15 protein-coding genes are annotated in these 17,953 nt (G+C 68.0%); 9 read left to right on the top strand and 6 right to left on the bottom strand.

Annotated features, from left to right (window positions below; all coding sequences use genetic code 11):
• Positions 1 to 16 precede the first annotated feature (16 nt).
• Positions 17 to 574, bottom strand: a complete 558-nt coding sequence (locus NCO8_RS23130) for an Rv2240c family protein (RefSeq protein ID WP_067642223.1) — start codon at positions 572 to 574, stop codon at positions 17 to 19.
• 206 nt (positions 575 to 780) lie between these two features.
• Between NCO8_RS23130 and aceE the strand changes: the two genes are divergently transcribed.
• The 7 genes from aceE to NCO8_RS23095 all read left to right on the top strand — a co-directional run bounded on the left by aceE (position 781) and on the right by NCO8_RS23095 (position 9,773).
• The gene (gene aceE / locus NCO8_RS23125) at positions 781 to 3,654 is read left to right on the top strand and encodes a pyruvate dehydrogenase (acetyl-transferring), homodimeric type (protein WP_067487244.1); all 2,874 of its coding nucleotides are present in this window, start codon (positions 781 to 783) and stop codon (positions 3,652 to 3,654) included.
• A 44-nt stretch (positions 3,655 to 3,698) separates the two neighbouring features.
• Entirely contained in the window at positions 3,699 to 5,000 is a 1,302-nt protein-coding gene (locus NCO8_RS23120; RefSeq protein WP_174550359.1) for a PucR family transcriptional regulator, read from the top strand.
• Between the two features lie 127 nt (positions 5,001 to 5,127).
• Positions 5,128 to 6,042, top strand: a complete 915-nt coding sequence (locus NCO8_RS23115) for an ACP S-malonyltransferase (RefSeq protein WP_067642221.1) — start codon at positions 5,128 to 5,130, stop codon at positions 6,040 to 6,042.
• Positions 6,043 to 6,125: 83 nt separating this feature from the next.
• Positions 6,126 to 6,425, top strand: coding sequence for a meromycolate extension acyl carrier protein AcpM (acpM, locus tag NCO8_RS23110; protein WP_019046010.1), 300 nt, complete (start codon positions 6,126 to 6,128; stop codon positions 6,423 to 6,425).
• 11 nt (positions 6,426 to 6,436) lie between these two features.
• A complete protein-coding gene (locus tag NCO8_RS23105) occupies positions 6,437 to 7,687 on the top strand; it encodes a KasA/KasB family beta-ketoacyl-ACP synthase (RefSeq protein ID WP_067487248.1) in 1,251 nt (416 codons plus the stop codon).
• A 106-nt stretch (positions 7,688 to 7,793) separates the two neighbouring features.
• The gene (locus tag NCO8_RS23100) at positions 7,794 to 9,239 is read left to right on the top strand and encodes an acyl-CoA carboxylase subunit beta (protein ID WP_067487425.1); all 1,446 of its coding nucleotides are present in this window, start codon (positions 7,794 to 7,796) and stop codon (positions 9,237 to 9,239) included.
• A 78-nt stretch (positions 9,240 to 9,317) separates the two neighbouring features.
• A complete protein-coding gene (locus tag NCO8_RS23095) occupies positions 9,318 to 9,773 on the top strand; it encodes a winged helix-turn-helix transcriptional regulator (RefSeq protein ID WP_067642220.1) in 456 nt (151 codons plus the stop codon).
• A gap of 67 nt (positions 9,774 to 9,840) precedes the next feature.
• On the opposite strand, the gene NCO8_RS23090 is transcribed toward NCO8_RS23095, so the two are convergent.
• Together NCO8_RS23090 and NCO8_RS23085 are read right to left on the bottom strand one after the other, a co-directional pair.
• The gene (locus tag NCO8_RS23090; protein ID WP_067642219.1) at positions 9,841 to 10,530 is read right to left on the bottom strand and encodes a nitroreductase; all 690 of its coding nucleotides are present in this window, start codon (positions 10,528 to 10,530) and stop codon (positions 9,841 to 9,843) included.
• Between the two features lie 191 nt (positions 10,531 to 10,721).
• Positions 10,722 to 12,536, bottom strand: coding sequence for a vWA domain-containing protein (locus NCO8_RS23085; RefSeq protein WP_067642218.1), 1,815 nt, complete (start codon positions 12,534 to 12,536; stop codon positions 10,722 to 10,724).
• A gap of 164 nt (positions 12,537 to 12,700) precedes the next feature.
• On the opposite strand from NCO8_RS23085, the gene NCO8_RS30810 reads away from it, so the two are divergent.
• Positions 12,701 to 14,755 carry an N-6 DNA methylase family protein gene (locus tag NCO8_RS30810; protein ID WP_245655470.1) on the top strand — a complete coding sequence of 685 codons (2,055 nt, stop codon included), beginning with the start codon at positions 12,701 to 12,703 and terminating at the stop codon, positions 14,753 to 14,755.
• Here NCO8_RS30810 and NCO8_RS23075 read toward each other — a convergent pair.
• Positions 14,749 to 15,366, bottom strand: a complete 618-nt coding sequence (locus tag NCO8_RS23075) for a TetR/AcrR family transcriptional regulator (protein ID WP_067642217.1) — start codon at positions 15,364 to 15,366, stop codon at positions 14,749 to 14,751. The two genes, NCO8_RS30810 and NCO8_RS23075, sit on opposite strands and share 7 nt — an antisense overlap.
• A 313-nt stretch (positions 15,367 to 15,679) precedes the next feature.
• On the bottom strand, positions 15,680 to 16,195 hold the full coding sequence (locus NCO8_RS23070) for a gamma carbonic anhydrase family protein (RefSeq protein ID WP_067642216.1): 516 nt from the start codon (positions 16,193 to 16,195) through the stop codon (positions 15,680 to 15,682).
• Positions 16,196 to 16,331: 136 nt separating this feature from the next.
• Here NCO8_RS23070 and ald point away from each other — a divergent pair, with 136 nt between their 5' ends.
• Positions 16,332 to 17,444 (top strand): alanine dehydrogenase, encoded by a 1,113-nt coding sequence (ald, locus tag NCO8_RS23065; protein WP_067642215.1) that lies wholly within the window; start codon positions 16,332 to 16,334, stop codon positions 17,442 to 17,444.
• On the opposite strand, the gene NCO8_RS23060 is transcribed toward ald, so the two are convergent.
• On the bottom strand, positions 17,441 to 17,935 hold the full coding sequence (locus NCO8_RS23060) for a nuclear transport factor 2 family protein (protein ID WP_067642214.1): 495 nt from the start codon (positions 17,933 to 17,935) through the stop codon (positions 17,441 to 17,443). The two genes, ald and NCO8_RS23060, sit on opposite strands and share 4 nt — an antisense overlap.
• Positions 17,936 to 17,953: the final 18 nt, after the last annotated feature.

Below are 17,953 nucleotides of genomic sequence, written 5' to 3'. Positions count from 1 at the left end.
TGTCGGCGACGTGAATTCAGCGCCGTGGGCAGGCCTGTTGTACCTCGGTACGCGCCTGATTGATTTTGCGGCTCGCATCGTTGAGACCGCCGACCGCGGAGCTGTAGGTCATCTTCCGGGTCTCGGCGGACAGCTCGCGCGCGGCGACGACATAGGCGGTGAACTTGTCGGCCAGCTCGGTCGGCAGGGCGCCCGCGGCGGCGGCGACACCGGACTCGACGGCCGTCGCGGCGGTATCGAGCGCGACGGCCGCGGCCTCGCGCTTGGCGGCGTAGTCGGGGGCGTTCTCGTCGTGGGCCTTCACGAAGTCGTTGTAGGCGGTGACGCCCGCACCGGTGGTGGTGGGGAACTGCCCGCAATTGTCCTCGATGGCCTTGGTCCGGGCGGCCGCCGCACGGGAGGACGCGGCCGCCGAGGACGACGCGGCCGCCTCGGTCTTGTAGGCGGCGACTTCGGCGGGGTCTGTGGTCGGGTTTCCGGTGACCTGCTGGGCGCACCCGGCGATCACCGAACCGGCGATCACCGCGACCGATGCACAGATCAGCCCGAGTCTGCGCGCGTGCGGCACCCTCATCGTCGAACCGTTCCCTCTCACTTCACTGACCGGTAGGTCCATCGCGAATCTAGTGGATTTCCTGCTGAGATGATGACCTGGGCGACCCTTTCGGCAAGGATGGGGGTCGCCCGAACCTTTCGAGACGGGTGCTCCGCACACCAAGCGGGCAAGCCCGGGGACCGCGACGCCGACAAGCAGTTCAGCCCCCAGTACGAGGAGCAGATTTGACCGACCTGATCCACTCTGCAGCTTCTTCCGATTCGCCGACCGACCCCGCGGCGCCCGGTGCCAAACCCACCGGGGAACGCGTGCGGGTGATCCGCGAAGGCGTGGCATCGTATCTACCCGATATCGATCCGGAGGAAACCAGCGAATGGCTGGAGTCCTTCGACGAGATGCTCGACCGGGAAGGCCCGGGCCGCGCGCGCTACCTGATGTTGCGGTTGCTCGAACGCGCCGGTGAGCGTCGCGTGTCGATTCCCGCGCTCACCTCCACCGATTACGTCAACACGATCCCCACCGAGAACGAGCCGTGGTTCCCCGGCGACGAGGAGGTGGAGCGCCGCTACCGCGCCTGGATCCGCTGGAACGCCGCGATCATGGTGCATCGCGCGCAGCGTCCCGGAATCGGTGTGGGCGGGCATATTTCGACGTACGCCTCGTCGGCGGCGCTCTACGAGGTGGGTTTCAACCACTTCTTCCGTGGCAAGGACCATCCCGGCGGCGGCGACCACATCTACATCCAGGGCCACGCCTCGCCCGGCATCTACGCGCGCGCATTCCTCGAGGGTCGCCTGAGCACCGACCGGCTCGACGGGTTCCGGCAGGAATACAGCCACGGCGGCCTCGGCAAGGGCCTGCCGTCCTACCCGCATCCGCGCCTGATGACCGACTTCTGGGAGTTCCCGACGGTCTCGATGGGCTTGGGCCCGATGAACGCGATCTACCAGGCCAGGTTCAACCACTACCTGCACGATCGCGGCATCAAGGACACCTCCGACCAGCACGTGTGGGCGTTCCTCGGCGACGGCGAGATGGACGAACCCGAATCGCGCGGCCTGATCCAGGTGGCCGCCAACGAGGCGCTCGACAACCTGACGTTCGTCATCAACTGCAACCTGCAGCGCCTCGACGGACCGGTGCGCGGTAACGGCAAGATCATCCAGGAACTCGAGTCGTTCTTCCGCGGCGCGGGCTGGAACGTCATCAAGGTGGTCTGGGGCCGGGAGTGGGACGCGCTGCTCGGCGCCGACCGCGACGGTGCCCTGGTGAACCTGATGAACACCACCCCCGACGGCGATTTCCAGACCTACAAGGCCAACGACGGCGCCTATGTGCGCGATCACTTCTTCGGCCGCGACCCGCGCACCAAGGCGCTGGTGCAGAACATGTCCGACAACGAGATCTGGAACCTCAAGCGCGGCGGCCACGACTACCGCAAGGTCTACGCGGCGTACGCGGCGGCGATGACGCACAAGGGCCAGCCGACGGTGATCCTGGCCAAGACCATCAAGGGCTACACCCTCGGCAAGCACTTCGAGGGCCGCAACGCCACCCACCAGATGAAGAAGCTGACGCTGCAGGACCTCAAGGACTTCCGCGATCTGCAGCGCATCCCGATCTCGGACGCGGAACTGGAGAAGGACCCGTACCTGCCCCCGTACTACCACCCCGGCCAGGACGCGCCGGAGATCCAGTACATGCAGGCCAGGCGCAAGGCGCTCGGTGGGTACCTGCCCGAACGGCGAAGTGCAGCAAAGCCGTTGACGCTGCCGGGCGACGAGGCCTACCGCTCGGTGCGCAAGGGCTCGGGCAAGCAGAACGTGGCGACCACGATGGCGCTGGTCCGGTTGATGAAGGAACTGTTGCGCGACAAGGAGATCGGCAAGCGCATCGTGCCGATCATCCCGGACGAGGCACGCACCTTCGGCATGGACTCCTGGTTCCCGTCGCTGAAGATCTACAACCGCAACGGCCAGCTCTACACCTCCGTCGACGCGGAACTGATGCTCGCCTACAAGGAGAGCAACGTCGGCCAGATCCTGCACGAGGGGATCAACGAGGCCGGGTCGACGGCGTCGTTCACGGCGGCGGGCACCGCGTACGCCACGCACGGCGAGCCGATGATCCCGCTCTACATCTTCTATTCGATGTTCGGTTTCCAGCGCACCGGCGACGGCCTGTGGGCCGCGGCCGACCAGCTGGCCCGCGGCTTCGTCCTCGGGGCGACGGCCGGGCGGACCACACTCACCGGTGAGGGCCTGCAGCACAACGACGGGCATTCGCTGCTGCTCGCCTCGACCAACCCGGCCGTGGTCACCTACGACCCGGCGTTCTCGTTCGAGATCGCCCACATCGTGCGCGACGGTCTGCGCCGCATGTACGGCGGCGGCAACCCGGATCCGGGCACGCTGCCGGGTACCCACCCGCAGGAGACCGGAACCTTCGGCGGGGAGAACATTTTCTACTACATCACGCTCTACAACGAGCCCTACCAGCAACCGGCCGAGCCCGACGACCTCGACGTGGCCGGCTTGCTCAAGGGCCTGTACCTGTACCAGCGCGGTGGTGAGGGCGAGGTGCGCGCCCAGATCCTGGTCTCCGGCGTGACCGTGCCCGCCGGTCTGCGCGCCCAGCAGATCCTGGCGCAGGAGTGGGATGTGGCCGCCGACGTGTGGTCGGTGACCTCGTTCGGCGAGTTGCGCAAGGAAGCCGTCGAGAAGGAGATCCACGCGCTCAAGCACCCCGATGCCGACCCCGGCGTCGCCTACGTCACCGAGGCGCTCGCCTCGGCACGTGGACCGGTGGTGGCCGCCACCGACTGGATGCGCGCGGTTCCCGATCAGATCCGGCAGTGGGTGCCCGGCGACTACATCACCCTCGGCACCGACGGGTTCGGCTTCTCCGACACCCGTCCCGCCGCCCGCCGGGTATTCAACGTCGACGCGGAGTCCATCGTCGTCGCGGTGCTCGAAGGCCTGGTGAAAGACGGCACCTTCGACAAGGCCAAGGCGGTGGAAGCGGCCGCGAAATACCGCATCGACGATGTGTCCGCCGCGCCGAAGCCGAGTGCGGACGCACCGGAGGAACTGGCGTAGCGGACTATTGGACTGTGGAGCGCAAACCGCCGCGGCCCCGTCGGATCACCGAGGGCACAAGCACGCACGAGGTCTACCTGCCGACCGGGGCACTGTCCCCGAACCGGCAGACCCGTGACCCGCTGCCCGACACGCTGCTGCGACGGGTCAAGCAGTTCTCGGGTCGGCTGTCGACCGAGGCGGTCGGCGCGATGCAGGACCGGTTGCCGTTCTTCGCCGATCTGGACGCTGCCCAGCGGGCAGGCGTCCAGATGCTGGTGCAGACCGCGGTGGTGAACTTCCTGGAGTGGTTGCAGGATCCCGAATCCGACATTCGCTTCAGCCTGGACGCCTTCCAGGTGATTCCCCAGGATCTGGCGCGGCGGCTCACGCTGCGCCAGACCGTGGACATGGTCCGGGTGGCCATGGACTTCTTCGAACAATGGCTGCCCGCCCTGGCCCGCAACGACCGGCAGCTGGTCGCGCTCACCGAGGCGGTGCTGCGATACGGGCGTGAGCTCGGTTTCGCGGCCGCCTCGGTGTACGCGAGCGCCGCCGAATCGCGGGGCGCCTGGGACACCCGCCTCGAGGCGCTGGTGGTCGACGCGGTGGTGCGCGGGGACACGGGCCCGGACATGCTCTCCCGGGCGGCCACGTTGAACTGGGACGCCACCGCACCGGCAACGGTGCTCGTCGGCACCCCGCCGCAGGACCAGGGTGTGTCGACGGTCGGGGCGGTGCACACCATCGCGACCAGGCACGGTCGCGCCGCGCTCGCGGTCGTGCAGGGCGCGCGGCTGGTGATGGTGGTCAGCGGGCACCTGGGCGACGCGGGGATCGGTTCGCCGTTCCTGTCGGATCTGCTCGCCGAGGTGTTCTCCGACGGTCCGGTGGTGATCGGCCCGACCATGCGCACCCTCGGCGCCGCGCACGCCTCCGCCATCGAGGCCTTGGCCGGAATGGAGGCCGTTGTCGGGTGGCGAGGCGCGCCAAGGCCCGTTCACGCCTCGGAGTTGTTACCGGAACGGGCCCTGCTGGGCGATAGAGCTGCGATAGAGGCGCTGAACGAGTATGTTGTCCTCCCGTTGGCGTCGGCCGGATCTTCGTTGTCCGACACATTGGACGCCTACCTGGATTGTGGCGGAGCAGTAGAAACGTGCGCGCGTCAGCTGTACGTCCATCCAAATACTGTCCGGTATCGCCTCAAGCGAATCGGCGAGGTGACCGGACGTGATCCGCTCAATCCCCGCGACGCTTATGTGCTCCGGATCGCGGCCACAGTGGGCCGTTTGACACGAACGCATAACGAATCATCCACTTCTGTCACGGAAACCCCGCCAACCCCAATGGCTCACGACCCCCTGTAACGGGATTCGTGAATCGGTCGATCCGGACGCCCCACCTCGGATTTTGTGGGACCCCTACAAAACGCGTTCCAAACCTTCATTCGCGCCGACATCTCGTGCGGCGGGGGTCACAGTGTTTTCTTAGGGGGTGATCGCGTTGTTCACCCCTGGACAGGGGTCCCAGACACCCGGCATGCTCACGCCCTGGCTCGCACTCCCCGGTGCGGCTGATCGCCTCGAGCTGTGGTCGAAGGCCGCCGGCCTCGACCTGGTCCGTCTCGGCACCACCGCGACGGCGGAGGAGATCGTCGACACCTCGGTGACGCAGCCGCTCGTGGTCGCGGCCGCACTGCTGGCCTTCGCCGAAATCGCCCCCGAAACCCTTCCTGCGGATACGATCGTCGCCGGGCATTCGGTCGGCGAATTCGCCGCGGCCGCTGTCGCGGGCGTCATCACCCCGGACGAGGCCGTCAGCCTGGCCGCCATCCGCGGCCGGGAGATGGCCAAGGCGTGTGCGCAGGAACCGACCGGCATGTCCGCGGTGCTCGGTGGCGACGAAGCCACCGTGCTCGCACGGCTCGCCGAACTCGATCTCGTCCCGGCCAACCGCAACGCGGTAGGCCAGATCGTCGCGGCGGGCCGCCTGGAAGCTCTGGCGGAGCTCGCCGCGAACCCGCCGGAGAAGGCACGGGTCCGCGCATTGCCCGTCGCCGGTGCGTTCCACACCGTTTTCATGGCCCCGGCACAGGCAGCTGTCGCCGATGCCATCGCCCAGATCTCGCCGAGCGACCCGATCCGGACGCTGCTGTCGAACTTCGACGGACAACCGGTCACCTCGGGCGCCGACGCGATCGACAAGCTCGCCGCGCAGGTCACCCGTCCCGTGCGCTGGGACCTGTGCACCGAGACCGTCCGCGCCGCGGGCGTCTCGGCGGTGGCAGAACTGCCACCGGCGGGCACCCTGGTCGGCATCGCCAAACGGGAACTGAAGGGCACCCCCAACCTCGCCCTCAAGACTCCCGAAGACCTCCCCGCGTTGGCCGGACTCACCTCCGCGGGCTAGCTTTCCCCCCGGCGGTCGCGCACGACGAAGTGCGTCGGCTGTTCAAGACCCTACAAATGAGAAACAAGAAGGGAGCCACCAAAGTGGCCGCTCTGACCCAGGAACAGATCGTCGAAGAACTCGGCAAGATCATCGAAGAGGTTACGGGTATCGAACCCTCCGAGGTGACCATCGAGAAGTCCTTCGTCGACGACCTGGACATCGACTCGCTGTCCATGGTCGAGATCGCTGTGCAGACCGAGGACAAGTACGGCGTCAAGATCCCCGACGAGGATCTCGCCAGCCTGAAGACCGTGGGTGACGCTGTCTCCTACATCCAGAAGCTCGAGGCGGAGAACTCCGACGCCGCCGCGGAGCTCAAGGCCAAGTTCGACGCCGAGTAGAGGCTGAACCAGTGACCACTCCTTCCACCTTGAACGGGAATTTCCCCAACGTCGTCGTCACCAGCATGGCGGCGACCACGTCGATCGCGGGTGATGTCGATGCGACGTGGAAGGGACTCCTCAACGGTGAGAGCGGAATCGACGTTCTCGAGGATTCCTTCATCGAGGAATACGACCTGCCGGTGCGTATCGGCGGTCACCTGAAAGTCAGCCCCGACACCCTCCTGAGCCGGGTCGAGATCCGCCGTATGGCGTATGTCGAGCGCCTGGCGACCGTGCTCGGTCGCGAGGTGTGGAAGAACGCGGGCAGCCCGGAGGTCGACCACGACCGCCTGGGTGTCGCGATCGGTACCGGTCTCGGTGGCGGCGACGCGCTGATCGACTCGGTCGACAAGCTGAAGAACGGCGGCTATCGCAAGATCTCGCCGCTGGCTGTTCAGATGGTCATGCCGAACGGTCCGTCGGCGGTCGTCGGTCTAGAGCTGAAGGCCAGGGCGGGAGTGGTCACTCCGGTCTCGGCGTGCTCGTCGGGTTCGGAGGCCATCGCCAACGCGTGGCGGATGATCGTGATGGGTGACGCCGACATGGTCGTCACCGGTGGCGTCGAGGGCTTCATCGACTCGGTGCCGATCGCGGCGTTCTCCATGATGCGGGCGATGAGCACGCGCAACGACGACCCCAAGGGTGCTTCGCGTCCGTTCGACAAGGATCGTGACGGCTTCGTCTTCGGCGAAGCGGGCGCGCTCATGACGATCGAGACCGAGGAGCACGCGAAGGCTCGCGGTGCGACCATCCACGCGCGTCTGCTGGGTGCGGGCATCACCTCCGACGGTTTCCACCTGGTCGCCCCCGATCCCGAGGGCACCGGTGCGGCCAGGGCGATGACTCGTGCGATGCAGACCGCCGGTCTGACCAAGCGCGACATCACCCACATCAACGCCCACGCGACCGCGACTCCCATCGGCGACACCGCCGAGGCGAACGCGATCAACTTGGCGGTGGGTAACCACGCTTCGGTGTACGCGCCGAAGTCGGCACTCGGTCACTCGATCGGTGCCGTCGGCGCCCTCGAGTCGGTGCTCACTGTGCTCGCGATTCGGGACGGCATCGTTCCGCCGACGCTGAACCTGGACAACCAGGATCCGGAGATCGATCTCGATGTGGTGCACGGGGAAGCCCGTCGCCAGGAAATCGAGTACGCGATCAACAACTCCTTCGGCTTCGGTGGGCACAACGTCGCGCTCGCCTTCGGTCGGGCCTGACGCACGGATTTCCCGGTGGGGGGTCGGCCAACTGAATGGTTCGACCCTCCGCCGTGATCCGGCGGAGGCCGAGAGATTTTCGACAACGAAGGTAGGAGTGGACGCGATGACCATCATTGCTCCCGCGTTTCAGGATTCGGTCACCGACCCGCGTGACCCGCTCGGCCGGCTCCAGCGCTTCTTCGACCCCGGCACGATCCTGCCGCTGCATCCCCGCGACCGCTCCGGTGTGCTCGCCGCGATCGGCGAGGTCGACGGTGTCCGCACCGTCGCGTACTGCTCCGACGCCACCGTGATGGGTGGCGCGATGGGCGTCGAGGGTTGCAAGCACATCGTCGACGCGATCGACACCGCTATCGAATCCGGCATCCCCGTGGTCGGCCTGTGGCACTCCGGCGGCGCACGCCTGGCCGAGGGTGTCGAGGCGCTGCACGCGGTCGGGCTGGTCTTCGAGGCCATGGTCCGCGCGTCCGGGCTCGTTCCCCAGATTTCGGTGGTGCTCGGCTTCGCCGCCGGCGGCGCCGCCTACGGTCCCGCGCTGACCGATGTGGTCATCATGGCGCCCGAGGGCCGCGTGTTCGTCACCGGTCCCGACGTGGTGCGCTCGGTGACGGGCGAGAACGTCGACATGGAGACCCTCGGTGGTCCCACCACACACTTCAAGAAGTCCGGCGTCTGCCATATCGCCGCCGACGACGAGGCCGACGCGCTGCACCGGGCCCGCAGGCTGGTGTCGATGTTCGCCGAGCAGGGCGAGTTCGACCTGGTCGCGGCCGCGCACGGTGATGTCGACCTCAAGGCGATGATGCCGGAGTCGGCCAAGCGCGCCTACGACGTGAAGCCGATCATCCACGAGCTGCTCGACAATGTGGAGTCGCCCGACGGCGCGACCGAGTCGTCGTTCGAGGAGCTGCAGGGCGGTTACGCGCGCAGCATGGTGACCGGTCTCGGCCGCCTCGGTGGGCGCACGGTCGGTGTGCTCGCCAACAACCCGCTGCGTCTGGGTGGCTGCCTGAACTCCGAAAGTGCCGAGAAGGCCGCGCGTTTCGTGCGGTTGTGCGATGCGTTCGGCATTCCGCTGATCGTGGTCACCGACGTTCCCGGCTACCTGCCGGGTGTCGGTCAGGAACTCGAGGGTGTGGTGCGTCGCGGCGCCAAGCTGCTGCACGCCTTCGCCGAGGCTCGCGTTCCGCGCGTCACCCTGGTGACCCGCAAGATCTACGGCGGCGCCTACATCGCCATGAACGCGCGCGCCCTCGGTGCCACGGCCGTATTCGCCTGGCCCGGTTCGGAAGTCGCCGTGATGGGTGCCAAGGCCGCGGTCGGCATCCTGCACAAGAAGGCGCTGGCCGCCGCACCGGAAGAGGAGCGTGAGGCGCTGCACGAGCGGCTCACCGCCGAGCACGAGCGGATCGCGGGCGGAGTGGAACGCGCCGTCGCGATCGGCGTGGTCGACGAGGTGATCGACCCGGCCAAGACCCGCAGCACTCTCGCCGCGGCGTTGGCCTCGGCGCCTGCCCGCAAGAGTCACCACAAGAACATCCCGCTGTGAGCTGACCGGGAAACGGCCGCCTCGTCGTCGAGGCGGCCGTTTTCCTGTCCGCACAGCACCGCGGCGCATAATGGCAGGGTGCGTTATGAGGAGCTTGCCGATGCCCCGTGTTCCATCACGCGGCCCCTGGTGATCCTCGGTGACCGCTGGACGCTGCTGATCCTGAAGTACTGCTTCGCGGGCGTCCGCCGGTTCAATGCCTTCCAGAGCGCGCTCGGCATCTCCCGCAGCCGCCTGCACGACCGACTCGATCGCCTCATCGAGCACGACATCCTCGTCAAACGCCCCGTCGACGACGGCGCCTACGAGGAATACCGCCTCACCGAAAAAGGCCACGCCATCTACCCGATCCTGATGGCCATCCGCGACTGGGGCGACACCTACATGGCCCCCGAGGGCCCACCGGTCGAATACCGCCACCACGACTGCACCGGCGAAGCCCACGTCCACCTCACCTGCGACGCGTGCCACGCCGAGGTCACCGCCCGTGACATCGAACCGCAGGCTGGCCCCGGCATCACCGGCGTCGCCTGACTGGTCAATCGATCACCGCGCTCTGGTGGCGGCCGCTTCTCGGGCGCTTCCGCCACCAGAGCGTGATTCAGGAAGTGTGCCAGGTGACCTGGTCGTCGAGGGGGGCTCGGGCGGTGCGGAAGCTATTGATCGGGTGGTCGAGGTCGGGGTAGCCGAAGGAGACGCCGAAGACGACCTTGCGGGTGTCGGGGATGCCGAAGTACTCGTGGATGAAGGGGGAGTAGGAGGCCAGCGCCGCCTGGGGTGCGGCGCCGAGGCCGAGAGCCTGGGCGCCGAGCAGGAAGTTCTCCAGCCACAGCCCGCAGTCGATGGCGCCGTACACCCCGAGGTCGGCCTCGGAGGTGACGATCGCGACGTGCGGTGCGTCGAAGAGTTCGAAATTGCGCACCATCTGGCGCATGGTCTTCTCGTGGTCGCCCTTGACGATGCCGACGCTGTCGTAGAGCTGGAATCCGCAGGCGCGCCGCCGTTCCCGGTAGACGCCTTCGTAGGCGACCGGGAATTCGAAATCCGGTGTGTTGGCAGCGGTTTGGATGTGGGCCAGCAGTTCCTTGCGGAACCGGTCGGTGCCGTCGCCCGCGGTCACGACGATCTGCCAGGGCTGGGTGTTGCACCAGGACGGGGTGCGCTGCCCGAGGGCGAGGAGTTGTTCGATCGTGGCGCGCTCGACCTGATCGGGCTTGAACTGGCGGCAGGTCCAGCGTTCGTCGGCCAGGCGCCGTAGGGCGGCGAAATCGGGGTGATCGGTCGGCGCCATCGCGCGGCTCCCTCGGTCGGTCGTGAGAACTAGTCTCATTTTGAGACCAACTTAGCAGTCGGGGCGGAAACGCGGAACCCGCCCGCGCCACGAAGATTCGGACGGGGCGGGTTCTGCTCGGCGAGTCCGTCGGCCGACGGTCATGGCCGCCGACTGGCACGGTAGGGGCGCGAGAAGGGATCCGGGAGGGATCAGGCTCGGCGGCGCACGACCACGACCACGGCGACGCCGATACCGACGAGCAACACAATGCCCGCGCCGACCAGCGCGTACAGGGTCCACGGGCGGGTGGTGGCCGTTGATCCGTCCACTGTCACCAGCTGGTCCCGGCTCTGCTCGCCGAGCACGTCGCCCCCGCCGCGATAGGCCGGGCCGGGTTCGGCCGTGCCCGAGACGCTGATGTCGAGCTGCACCGGCGTCGGCGGCATCGCATCCGCGCCCGACGGCTGGCCGACCTTCACCGCGAGATAGTGCCAGCCCGCGATCGCTTGCTGTTTCACCCCGGAGTCGGACTGCTCGCGATTGGTGTAGCGGACCGGAACCGACTCCACCGACAGCTCGGCACTGGATCGGCCGGTGTAGGCGTTGGTGTCGGTGGCGATCTCACGGCCGAGCGGCGAGTACAGCACGGTCTCCACGTTCGCCGCCGAGGTGTTGTTCGCGCCGCCGGTCTCGGCGAACTGCACGCGATAGGCCAGCCCCTGACCCCAGTCCAGGCGGACCCGGTAGAAGACGAACTCACCCGATTGCAGTGTGTCACTGAGCTTTCCGCTGCCGGGGAGCGTGGCGGCGACGGTGAAGGAGCCACCGCCGGTCACCGGCTGGACCGGCCCGCCCGGGTCGGTGAAGGTGACGGGCGTCGGGGTTGCCGCAGGCCCGGGATCGGTGACGCCCGGTTCGATGCCGATCAGGATCTCCATCGGCAGGCGAGCGGGCGCACCCGCCGAGGCGAGGTCCCAGTTCACCTCGAAGTAGTAGCGGCCGCCACCACTGCAGGTGCCGCTCGACTCGGCGGCGCCGTCGAACGTGGTGGCGACGGTGAGGGCGACACCGTCGCTGGAGCGGGTTTCGAGTTCGCGTTCGCGCTTCCCGCAGTCGGTGCCCGCGCGGTCGCGGACGCGCAGTTCGAGGGCGTTCATGTCCTCGGTGGTCGAGACGTCCTTCGCGCGGGGGAACGACACGATGCCGGTGAAATGGGCGGTGGCGCCCTCGGGCACATCGACGGCGTAATACCGCTTCTCGTGCTGACCGATCGTGTCGAGGTACTGGCCCGCCTTCGCCGCCGGCGCCGAACCGTACTCGGCGGCGCCGGTGATGGGTGTTCCGGTGGCCTGGTAGTTGCGCAGGGCGGTGGAACTCACGCGGGGCAGGACACGCTCGAGGGCGGCGCCGTCGGCGGCATCGGTGTAGGTGCCGCCCGTCGCCTGAGCCATGCAGGTGAGCTGGGCACGGGCCTTGTCGTCGACGGCGAAACCGATCGCGTGCACGACGAGATCGACGCCCGCCCGCTTCAGTTCGGCGGCGACTTCGCACGGATCCGGCGGTGCGCACGTGTCGTCACCGTCGGAGACCAGCACGATGGACCGCGGCCCCGAATCGGGCAGCGCGTCGGCGGCCTGCCGCAGCGCGGTACCCATCGGCGTCCAACCCCGCGCCTGGATGCCGTCGACGGCGGTGGTGAGCGCGGCCTTGTCCAAGGTGTTCGGCTGGTGCAGCACCTGCACGTCGCGGCAGCCCTGAGTTTTCTCCGCCTCGGTGTTACCGGTACCCGTGCCGTAGGTGGTGAGGCCGACCGAGGCTTGTGCCGGCGCCGAATCGACGAAGGTACGGACAGCCTGTTTGGCTGCGTCCATCATGGTCCCGCCGCGATCCGGGCGTTCCATCGAACCCGAGGCGTCGAGGATGATCATGGTCGGCGCGTATTCGGCGGGATCCGCCTGCGCCGGTACGGGCAACAACAACGGGAGAGCCGCCGCAGCGATCGCGGCGGTGCGGAATTTCAACATAGCGAGCCGACCCTACCGCGCGTCGCCGCCCCGATCCTGACCCGATTCCCACGGGCGCGTCCGGGTCACACCACGCACGGGTCGGGGGCGGCCGACTGTGGCCGGGGGCGATGGCAGCCCGCGCCTGACGCGCAATCGGGGCGTGGCGGGGCACAATCGGACCCATGGCGTTGCAGTCCCGCGATGCGCAGGAGCGCAAACGGCACGGCAGGCACTACACCCCGCCGGAGCTGGCGCGGTTTCTGGCGCGTCGGGCACTGCTGTACGCCCCGTGTGGCGCCGAGTTGCGGGTGCTCGACCCGGCCTGTGGGGACGGGGAGCTGCTGCTCGCGGTGCATCGCGAGATGGTGTCGTGCGCACCGGGTGTCGCGGTCCGGCTCACCGGGTACGACCTGGACCGTGCCGCCGTCGGTGAAACGGTGGCGCGGGCCGCGGCCGCAGGGGTCGAGATCCGCTGCCGGGCGGGGGATTTCCTGGCGAAGGCGCCGCGTCTGGCGAAGGGCTCCTTCGATCTGATCATCAGCAACCCGCCGTATGTGCGCACGCAGCAGCTCGGCGGGGCCACCGCGCAACTGCTCAGCCGAAAATTCGGGCTCCGTGGGCGCATCGATCTCACCCACCCCTTCGTTGCCTTGGCGCCGCGTCTCCTCGCGCCGGGTGGAGTGCTCGGATTGCTCTGCGCCAACAGGTTTCTCACCACCCGCGCGGGTGCCAACCTGCGCCGCATCCTCACCGCCGACCTGACCCCGGTCGAGCTCTACGACCTCGGCGACACCAAGCTCTTCTCCGCTGCCGTCCTCCCCGCGATCACCATTGCCACCAGATCAGCCGCGAGCGTCGCGCATGCCCGCGTGCTTCCCGGCGAAGACACGATCCCGGCCGGTGACGGTGCGAGCGGTGTAGGCGCCGACAACGCGCATCAGAACCGCAGAACGCGCGCATATGCCGCAGCTTCCACCTCGGCGTCCGGCACTGCGACGGGGGGCACTGCGGCGGGCGGTGCTGCGGCGTCCGGCACTGCGGCGTCCGGCACTGCGGCGGGCGGTGCTGCGGCGGGCGGTACTGCGGCGTCCGACACTGCGGCGGGCAGTGCTGCGGCGCCCGCGATCGTGCCCACCGATTCCCTGTCCGCCGGCGGATTCTCGAAGCGAAGCGATCCGGCGAACGTTGCCGAGAGCTCGATCGGTTGCCGGTATGTCTCCGTCTATGAGCGAACTGGTGACGAAACAGGCTGCGGTACAGACCTGTTCGATGCGCTGGCCGGGGACGCCGACTGCCTGGTCGGGGCTGGGGGACGTGTGTTCGCGGTTGAAGTGGGGACGTTGGCATCGCAGGGGCGGGAAGCGGCGAACGGGCCGTCGGCCGGCCGGGTGATCACCGGGCACGAACCTCCGCACGGCGAGACGGTCTGGCGGATGTCGCGGCCGGCCGTCGACCGTTGGCTCGACAAGATCGCCGACCGAACCTGGCACACCTTCGGCGAGACCGCGCGAATCCGGGTGGGTATCAAGACGACCGCCGATCGGGTGTTCATCTCCGACCACTGGGACGACCTCGACCCCACGCCCGAGCGAGAACTGTTGCAGCCCTTGATCACTCACCACGACCTCGAGCGGTGGCAGATCAAGAAGGATCGTGGCACCAGAGTGCTCTACCCCTACGACCTGCGGCAAACACGGCGCACCCCGGTCGATCTGGCCGAATTCCCCTGCGCAGCAGAGTATCTGCGCACCCATGAGAAGGCTCTGTCCGGCCGACGCTATGTTCTCGACGGCGGCCGCAAGTGGTACGAGATCTGGGTGCCGCAACGACCGCACCTGTGGGGTGCGCCCAAACTCGTCTTTCCCGACATCAGCGAACGGCCCCGCTTCGCCCTCGACCGTTCCGGTGCCGTGGTGAACGGCGACTGCTACTGGATCTCGCTCACCGACCTCGACGCAGGCAAGTCCGCGACCGACCTGGCGTATCTCCTGATGGGCGTGGCGAATTCGGCGCTGGGCCTGCGCTTCTACGACGCGGTCTGCGGCAACCGCCTGTATTCGGGCAGGCGGCGCTGGATCACCCAGTACGTCGCCCGGCTGCCCCTGCCTGATCCATGCAGTCCGGCGGCCGTCGAGATCGTGCGCCGCGTGCGCGAGCTCATGGAGGACGGTGTGCCGGTATCCGATGCCGCCGTCGACGACGCAGTCGCCGAGGCGTTCGGGGTGTCCGCTCAGTAGGAGGGCCGCACGCCGACCATCGGCAGCAGCGTGCGGCGCGCGAATTCCCGCCCGGCCTCGGCGTCGTCGAGCGGGATCAGCCCGTCGGGTGTCAGCGCCAGCGACAAGGCGAGCCGGGCCATGATCTCGGCGACCAGGTCCGGGTCGAAGTCAGGGGAGCCCGCCTGCACCTCACGCAGCTTGTCGGCGAGATATTCGCGTCCCACCGCCAGAATGGGCCCGGCGTCGGTGGTGAGTTTGGGCAGGATCATCTCCGGCTCGGTGCCGAGCAACCGCCGCAGCAGTTCGTTGCCCGCGATGGTCGTGACGAAGGCGACGAAGATCTCGACCAGCCGGTCCCCGGGTTCGGTGACCGCGCGGACCCGCTCGTCGATCTCGCCGACATAGCGCTGCGCCTCACGCACGCCCACCGCTTCGACCAGGTCGTTCTTGGATTCGAAGCGTCGGTACAGGGTGGCCGGGCTGATACCGGCGCGGCGCGCGATCTCGCCCATACTTGTCCGTTTGATCCCGAAATCCAGAAACGCCGACAGCGCGCTGTCGAGCAGTTTCTCCCCGTCGGTGACGGGTTTTTCCAGGATCCGCGCGAGGATGGTCGAGACAGTGGGCATCAGCCCATTATCCCCGTGGTGGGAGATCCAGCGCGACCATCTCTTGCTCTATCGCGTTTGCCGCGAAATGCACACCCCGGGAACGTAATTCGTGAACACGGCACTGGAGTGCCTCGATACCGCCTGGTTGTGCCGCGATATCGGCCACGCTGAGCCTGCCCCCGGATCGGTGCACACCTACCTGCGCGTATGCCACCGTGATACCTCCTGCCCCGCGTACCGGTGCCGGCCCTGAAGACTCGGTGGACCGGTCGCGATACGCAGGGCAAATGTTATCAGGTTTCCCTACTGGTCATTTGCTCAGTGTGATGCGTCACAACACTTCGGCGTCCCGGTGGTTGGCGAGATTGTGTAGGTACACAGCGGCGTTGAGCTTGATGCCGTCCTGCTGTGCCTCGGTGAGCTCGCGACGCACCTTTCCCGGCACCCCGGCAACCAGCGAGCCGGGCGGAATCTGGGCGCCCTCGGGGATGAGCGCGTTGGCCGCGATCAGGGTGCCCGCCCCGATCACCGCGCCGTTGAGCACGGTGGCGCCCATGCCGACGAGCACGTCGTCGCCGATGGTGCACCCGTGCAGAATCGCGTTGTGCCCCACCGACACACCGGAACCGACGGTGAGCGGGAAGCCGGGGTCGGCGTGCAGCACGCACCCGTCCTGGATGTTGGTGCGGGCGCCGACGGTGATCTGTTCGAGGTCCCCGCGCAGTACCGCCGAGTACCAGACGCCGACCTCGGCGCCCAGGCGCACCCGTCCGATCACGGTCGCATTCGGCGCGATCCATGCTGACTCGTCGATCTCGGGCGCGAACCCGCTCACCTTGATGATCATGCGGCGATTATCGCGCTGGGCTCCGGCGCCAGGCGCGGTGGGCCGCCGCCCGGCGGTCGCAGCGCCTGCGAGGTAGGGATCCGGACACGCGACGGATTCGACTGCGGCCCGCCGAAACAGGATCTAGTCTGGGTGAATGACGGCAACGGGCGTAACTTCCGGTGTTCCGGCCGAGGTAAAACCGCAAGAATTCCGGGTCGCGCTGACTCCGGCCGGTGCCGCGGAGCTCGCCGCCCACGGGCACGAGGTGCTCGTGCAGGCGGGTGCGGGTGTCGGCTCGGGCTTCGCCGACGACGACTACCGGGCCGCCGGTGCGCGGATCGCGGTCGACGCCGACCAGGTGTGGGCCGAATCCGACCTGGTGTTGAAGGTGAAAGAACCCATCGCGCAGGAGTATTCGCTGATGCGGCGCGAGCAGGTGCTGTTCACGTATCTGCATCTGGCCGCGTCGAAGGACTGTACCGACGCGATCCTGTCGTCGGGGATCACCGCCATCGCCTACGAGACGGTCCGGGCGGCCGACGGTTCGTTGCCGTTGCTCGCGCCGATGAGCGAGGTGGCGGGCAAGCTCAGCGCCCAGGTCGGTGCCTATCACCTGATGGCGCCGATGGGCGGGGAGGGCGTGCTGCTCGGCGGTGTGCCCGGGGTTCGGCCCGCCGACGTGGTGGTGCTCGGCGGTGGCGTGGCGGGCACCAACGCGGCGAGCGTCGCGGTGGGGATGGGTGCGCGGGTGAGCGTGCTCGATACGAATCTGGCCCGGTTGCGGGAACTCGACGCCCGGTTCGCCGGGCGGGTCGGCACCCTGGCCTCGCACGCCCTCGAGATCGAAAAGGCCGTGCTCGCCGCCGATCTGGTGATCGGGTCGGTGCTCGTGCCCGGGGCGAAGGCGCCGAAGCTGGTGTCCGACGAGCTGGTCGCGCGGATGCGGCCGGGGTCGGTACTCGTCGACATCGCCGTCGACCAGGGTGGTTGCTTCGAGTCGACCCGGCCGACGACGCACGCGAATCCCACCTTTCCCGTAGGGAATTCGCTGTTCTACTGTGTCGCGAACATGCCGGGCGCGGTCCCGCACACCTCCACCGTGGCGCTCACGAACGCCACCCTGCCGTATGCGCTGGCCATCGCCGACAACGGCTGGCGTGGGGCGTGCACCGCTGATCCGGGGTTGTCGGCGGGGCTCACGGCGGTCGACGGGAAGCTGCTGTCGGCGGAAGTGGCCGCAGCGCACGGGTATTCGCTCGGGGTCTAGGGCTCCGCGAAGATTCCCTCGGCGATGACCGAGTCCGCCAGGAGCGGGCGGGTGATCGACCAGCGCTCCGTGAAATGACTGCGCGACATCTTCCAGCGGCCGTCCTCGATCACGTAGTCGTCGTCGTAGTCGCCGGTCGAGACGAACTCGGTGTTGTCGATCAGATTGACCTGGCGGAATCGCAGGGTCCACCGGCCTGTCGCGGTGCGTTCCCCGGTGAGCGTGATGTCGGGGTGGATGCCGTGATGCATGTCGAGGACGACGTGTTTGCCGTCGACCTTGTGCAACGCGATGCGGGTGAAGATGTCGACCAGCGGCCCTGCGTCGTCGAAGGTGCCGATTCGGCCGTAGTCCAGGTCGGCGCCGGACCGGATGAAGCAGTCCCGCATCGTCTTCGGGTCCTTGTTGTCACAGGCTCGCCAGTACCGGTGTTTGAGTTGTTTGATCGCTTCGATCTGTTCGAGGGTGTCGATGCGTTGTGCGAGATCCATCGTTTCCTGCCCGGGTGT

The organism is Nocardia coubleae NBRC 108252 (assembly GCF_001612805.1).
In the GTDB taxonomy this organism is placed as follows: Bacteria; Actinomycetota; Actinomycetes; order Mycobacteriales; family Mycobacteriaceae; genus Nocardia; species Nocardia coubleae.
Note: the sequence above shows the minus strand (reverse complement) of the source record. Positions and strands in the feature narration are given on the sequence as shown.

Coding starts and splice junctions, on each gene's coding strand:
- NCO8_RS23130 (WP_067642223.1), bottom strand. CDS start 574: ATGAGGGTGCCGCACGCGCGCAGACTCGGGCTGATCTGTGCATCGGTC.
- NCO8_RS23100 (WP_067487425.1), top strand. CDS start 7,794: ATGACCATCATTGCTCCCGCGTTTCAGGATTCGGTCACCGACCCGCGT.
- NCO8_RS23090 (WP_067642219.1), bottom strand. CDS start 10,530: ATGGCGCCGACCGATCACCCCGATTTCGCCGCCCTACGGCGCCTGGCC.
- NCO8_RS23085 (WP_067642218.1), bottom strand. CDS start 12,536: ATGTTGAAATTCCGCACCGCCGCGATCGCTGCGGCGGCTCTCCCGTTG.
- NCO8_RS30810 (WP_245655470.1), top strand. CDS start 12,701: ATGGCGTTGCAGTCCCGCGATGCGCAGGAGCGCAAACGGCACGGCAGG.
- NCO8_RS23075 (WP_067642217.1), bottom strand. CDS start 15,366: ATGCCCACTGTCTCGACCATCCTCGCGCGGATCCTGGAAAAACCCGTC.
- NCO8_RS23070 (WP_067642216.1), bottom strand. CDS start 16,195: ATGATCATCAAGGTGAGCGGGTTCGCGCCCGAGATCGACGAGTCAGCA.
- ald (WP_067642215.1), top strand. CDS start 16,332: ATGACGGCAACGGGCGTAACTTCCGGTGTTCCGGCCGAGGTAAAACCG.
- NCO8_RS23060 (WP_067642214.1), bottom strand. CDS start 17,935: ATGGATCTCGCACAACGCATCGACACCCTCGAACAGATCGAAGCGATC.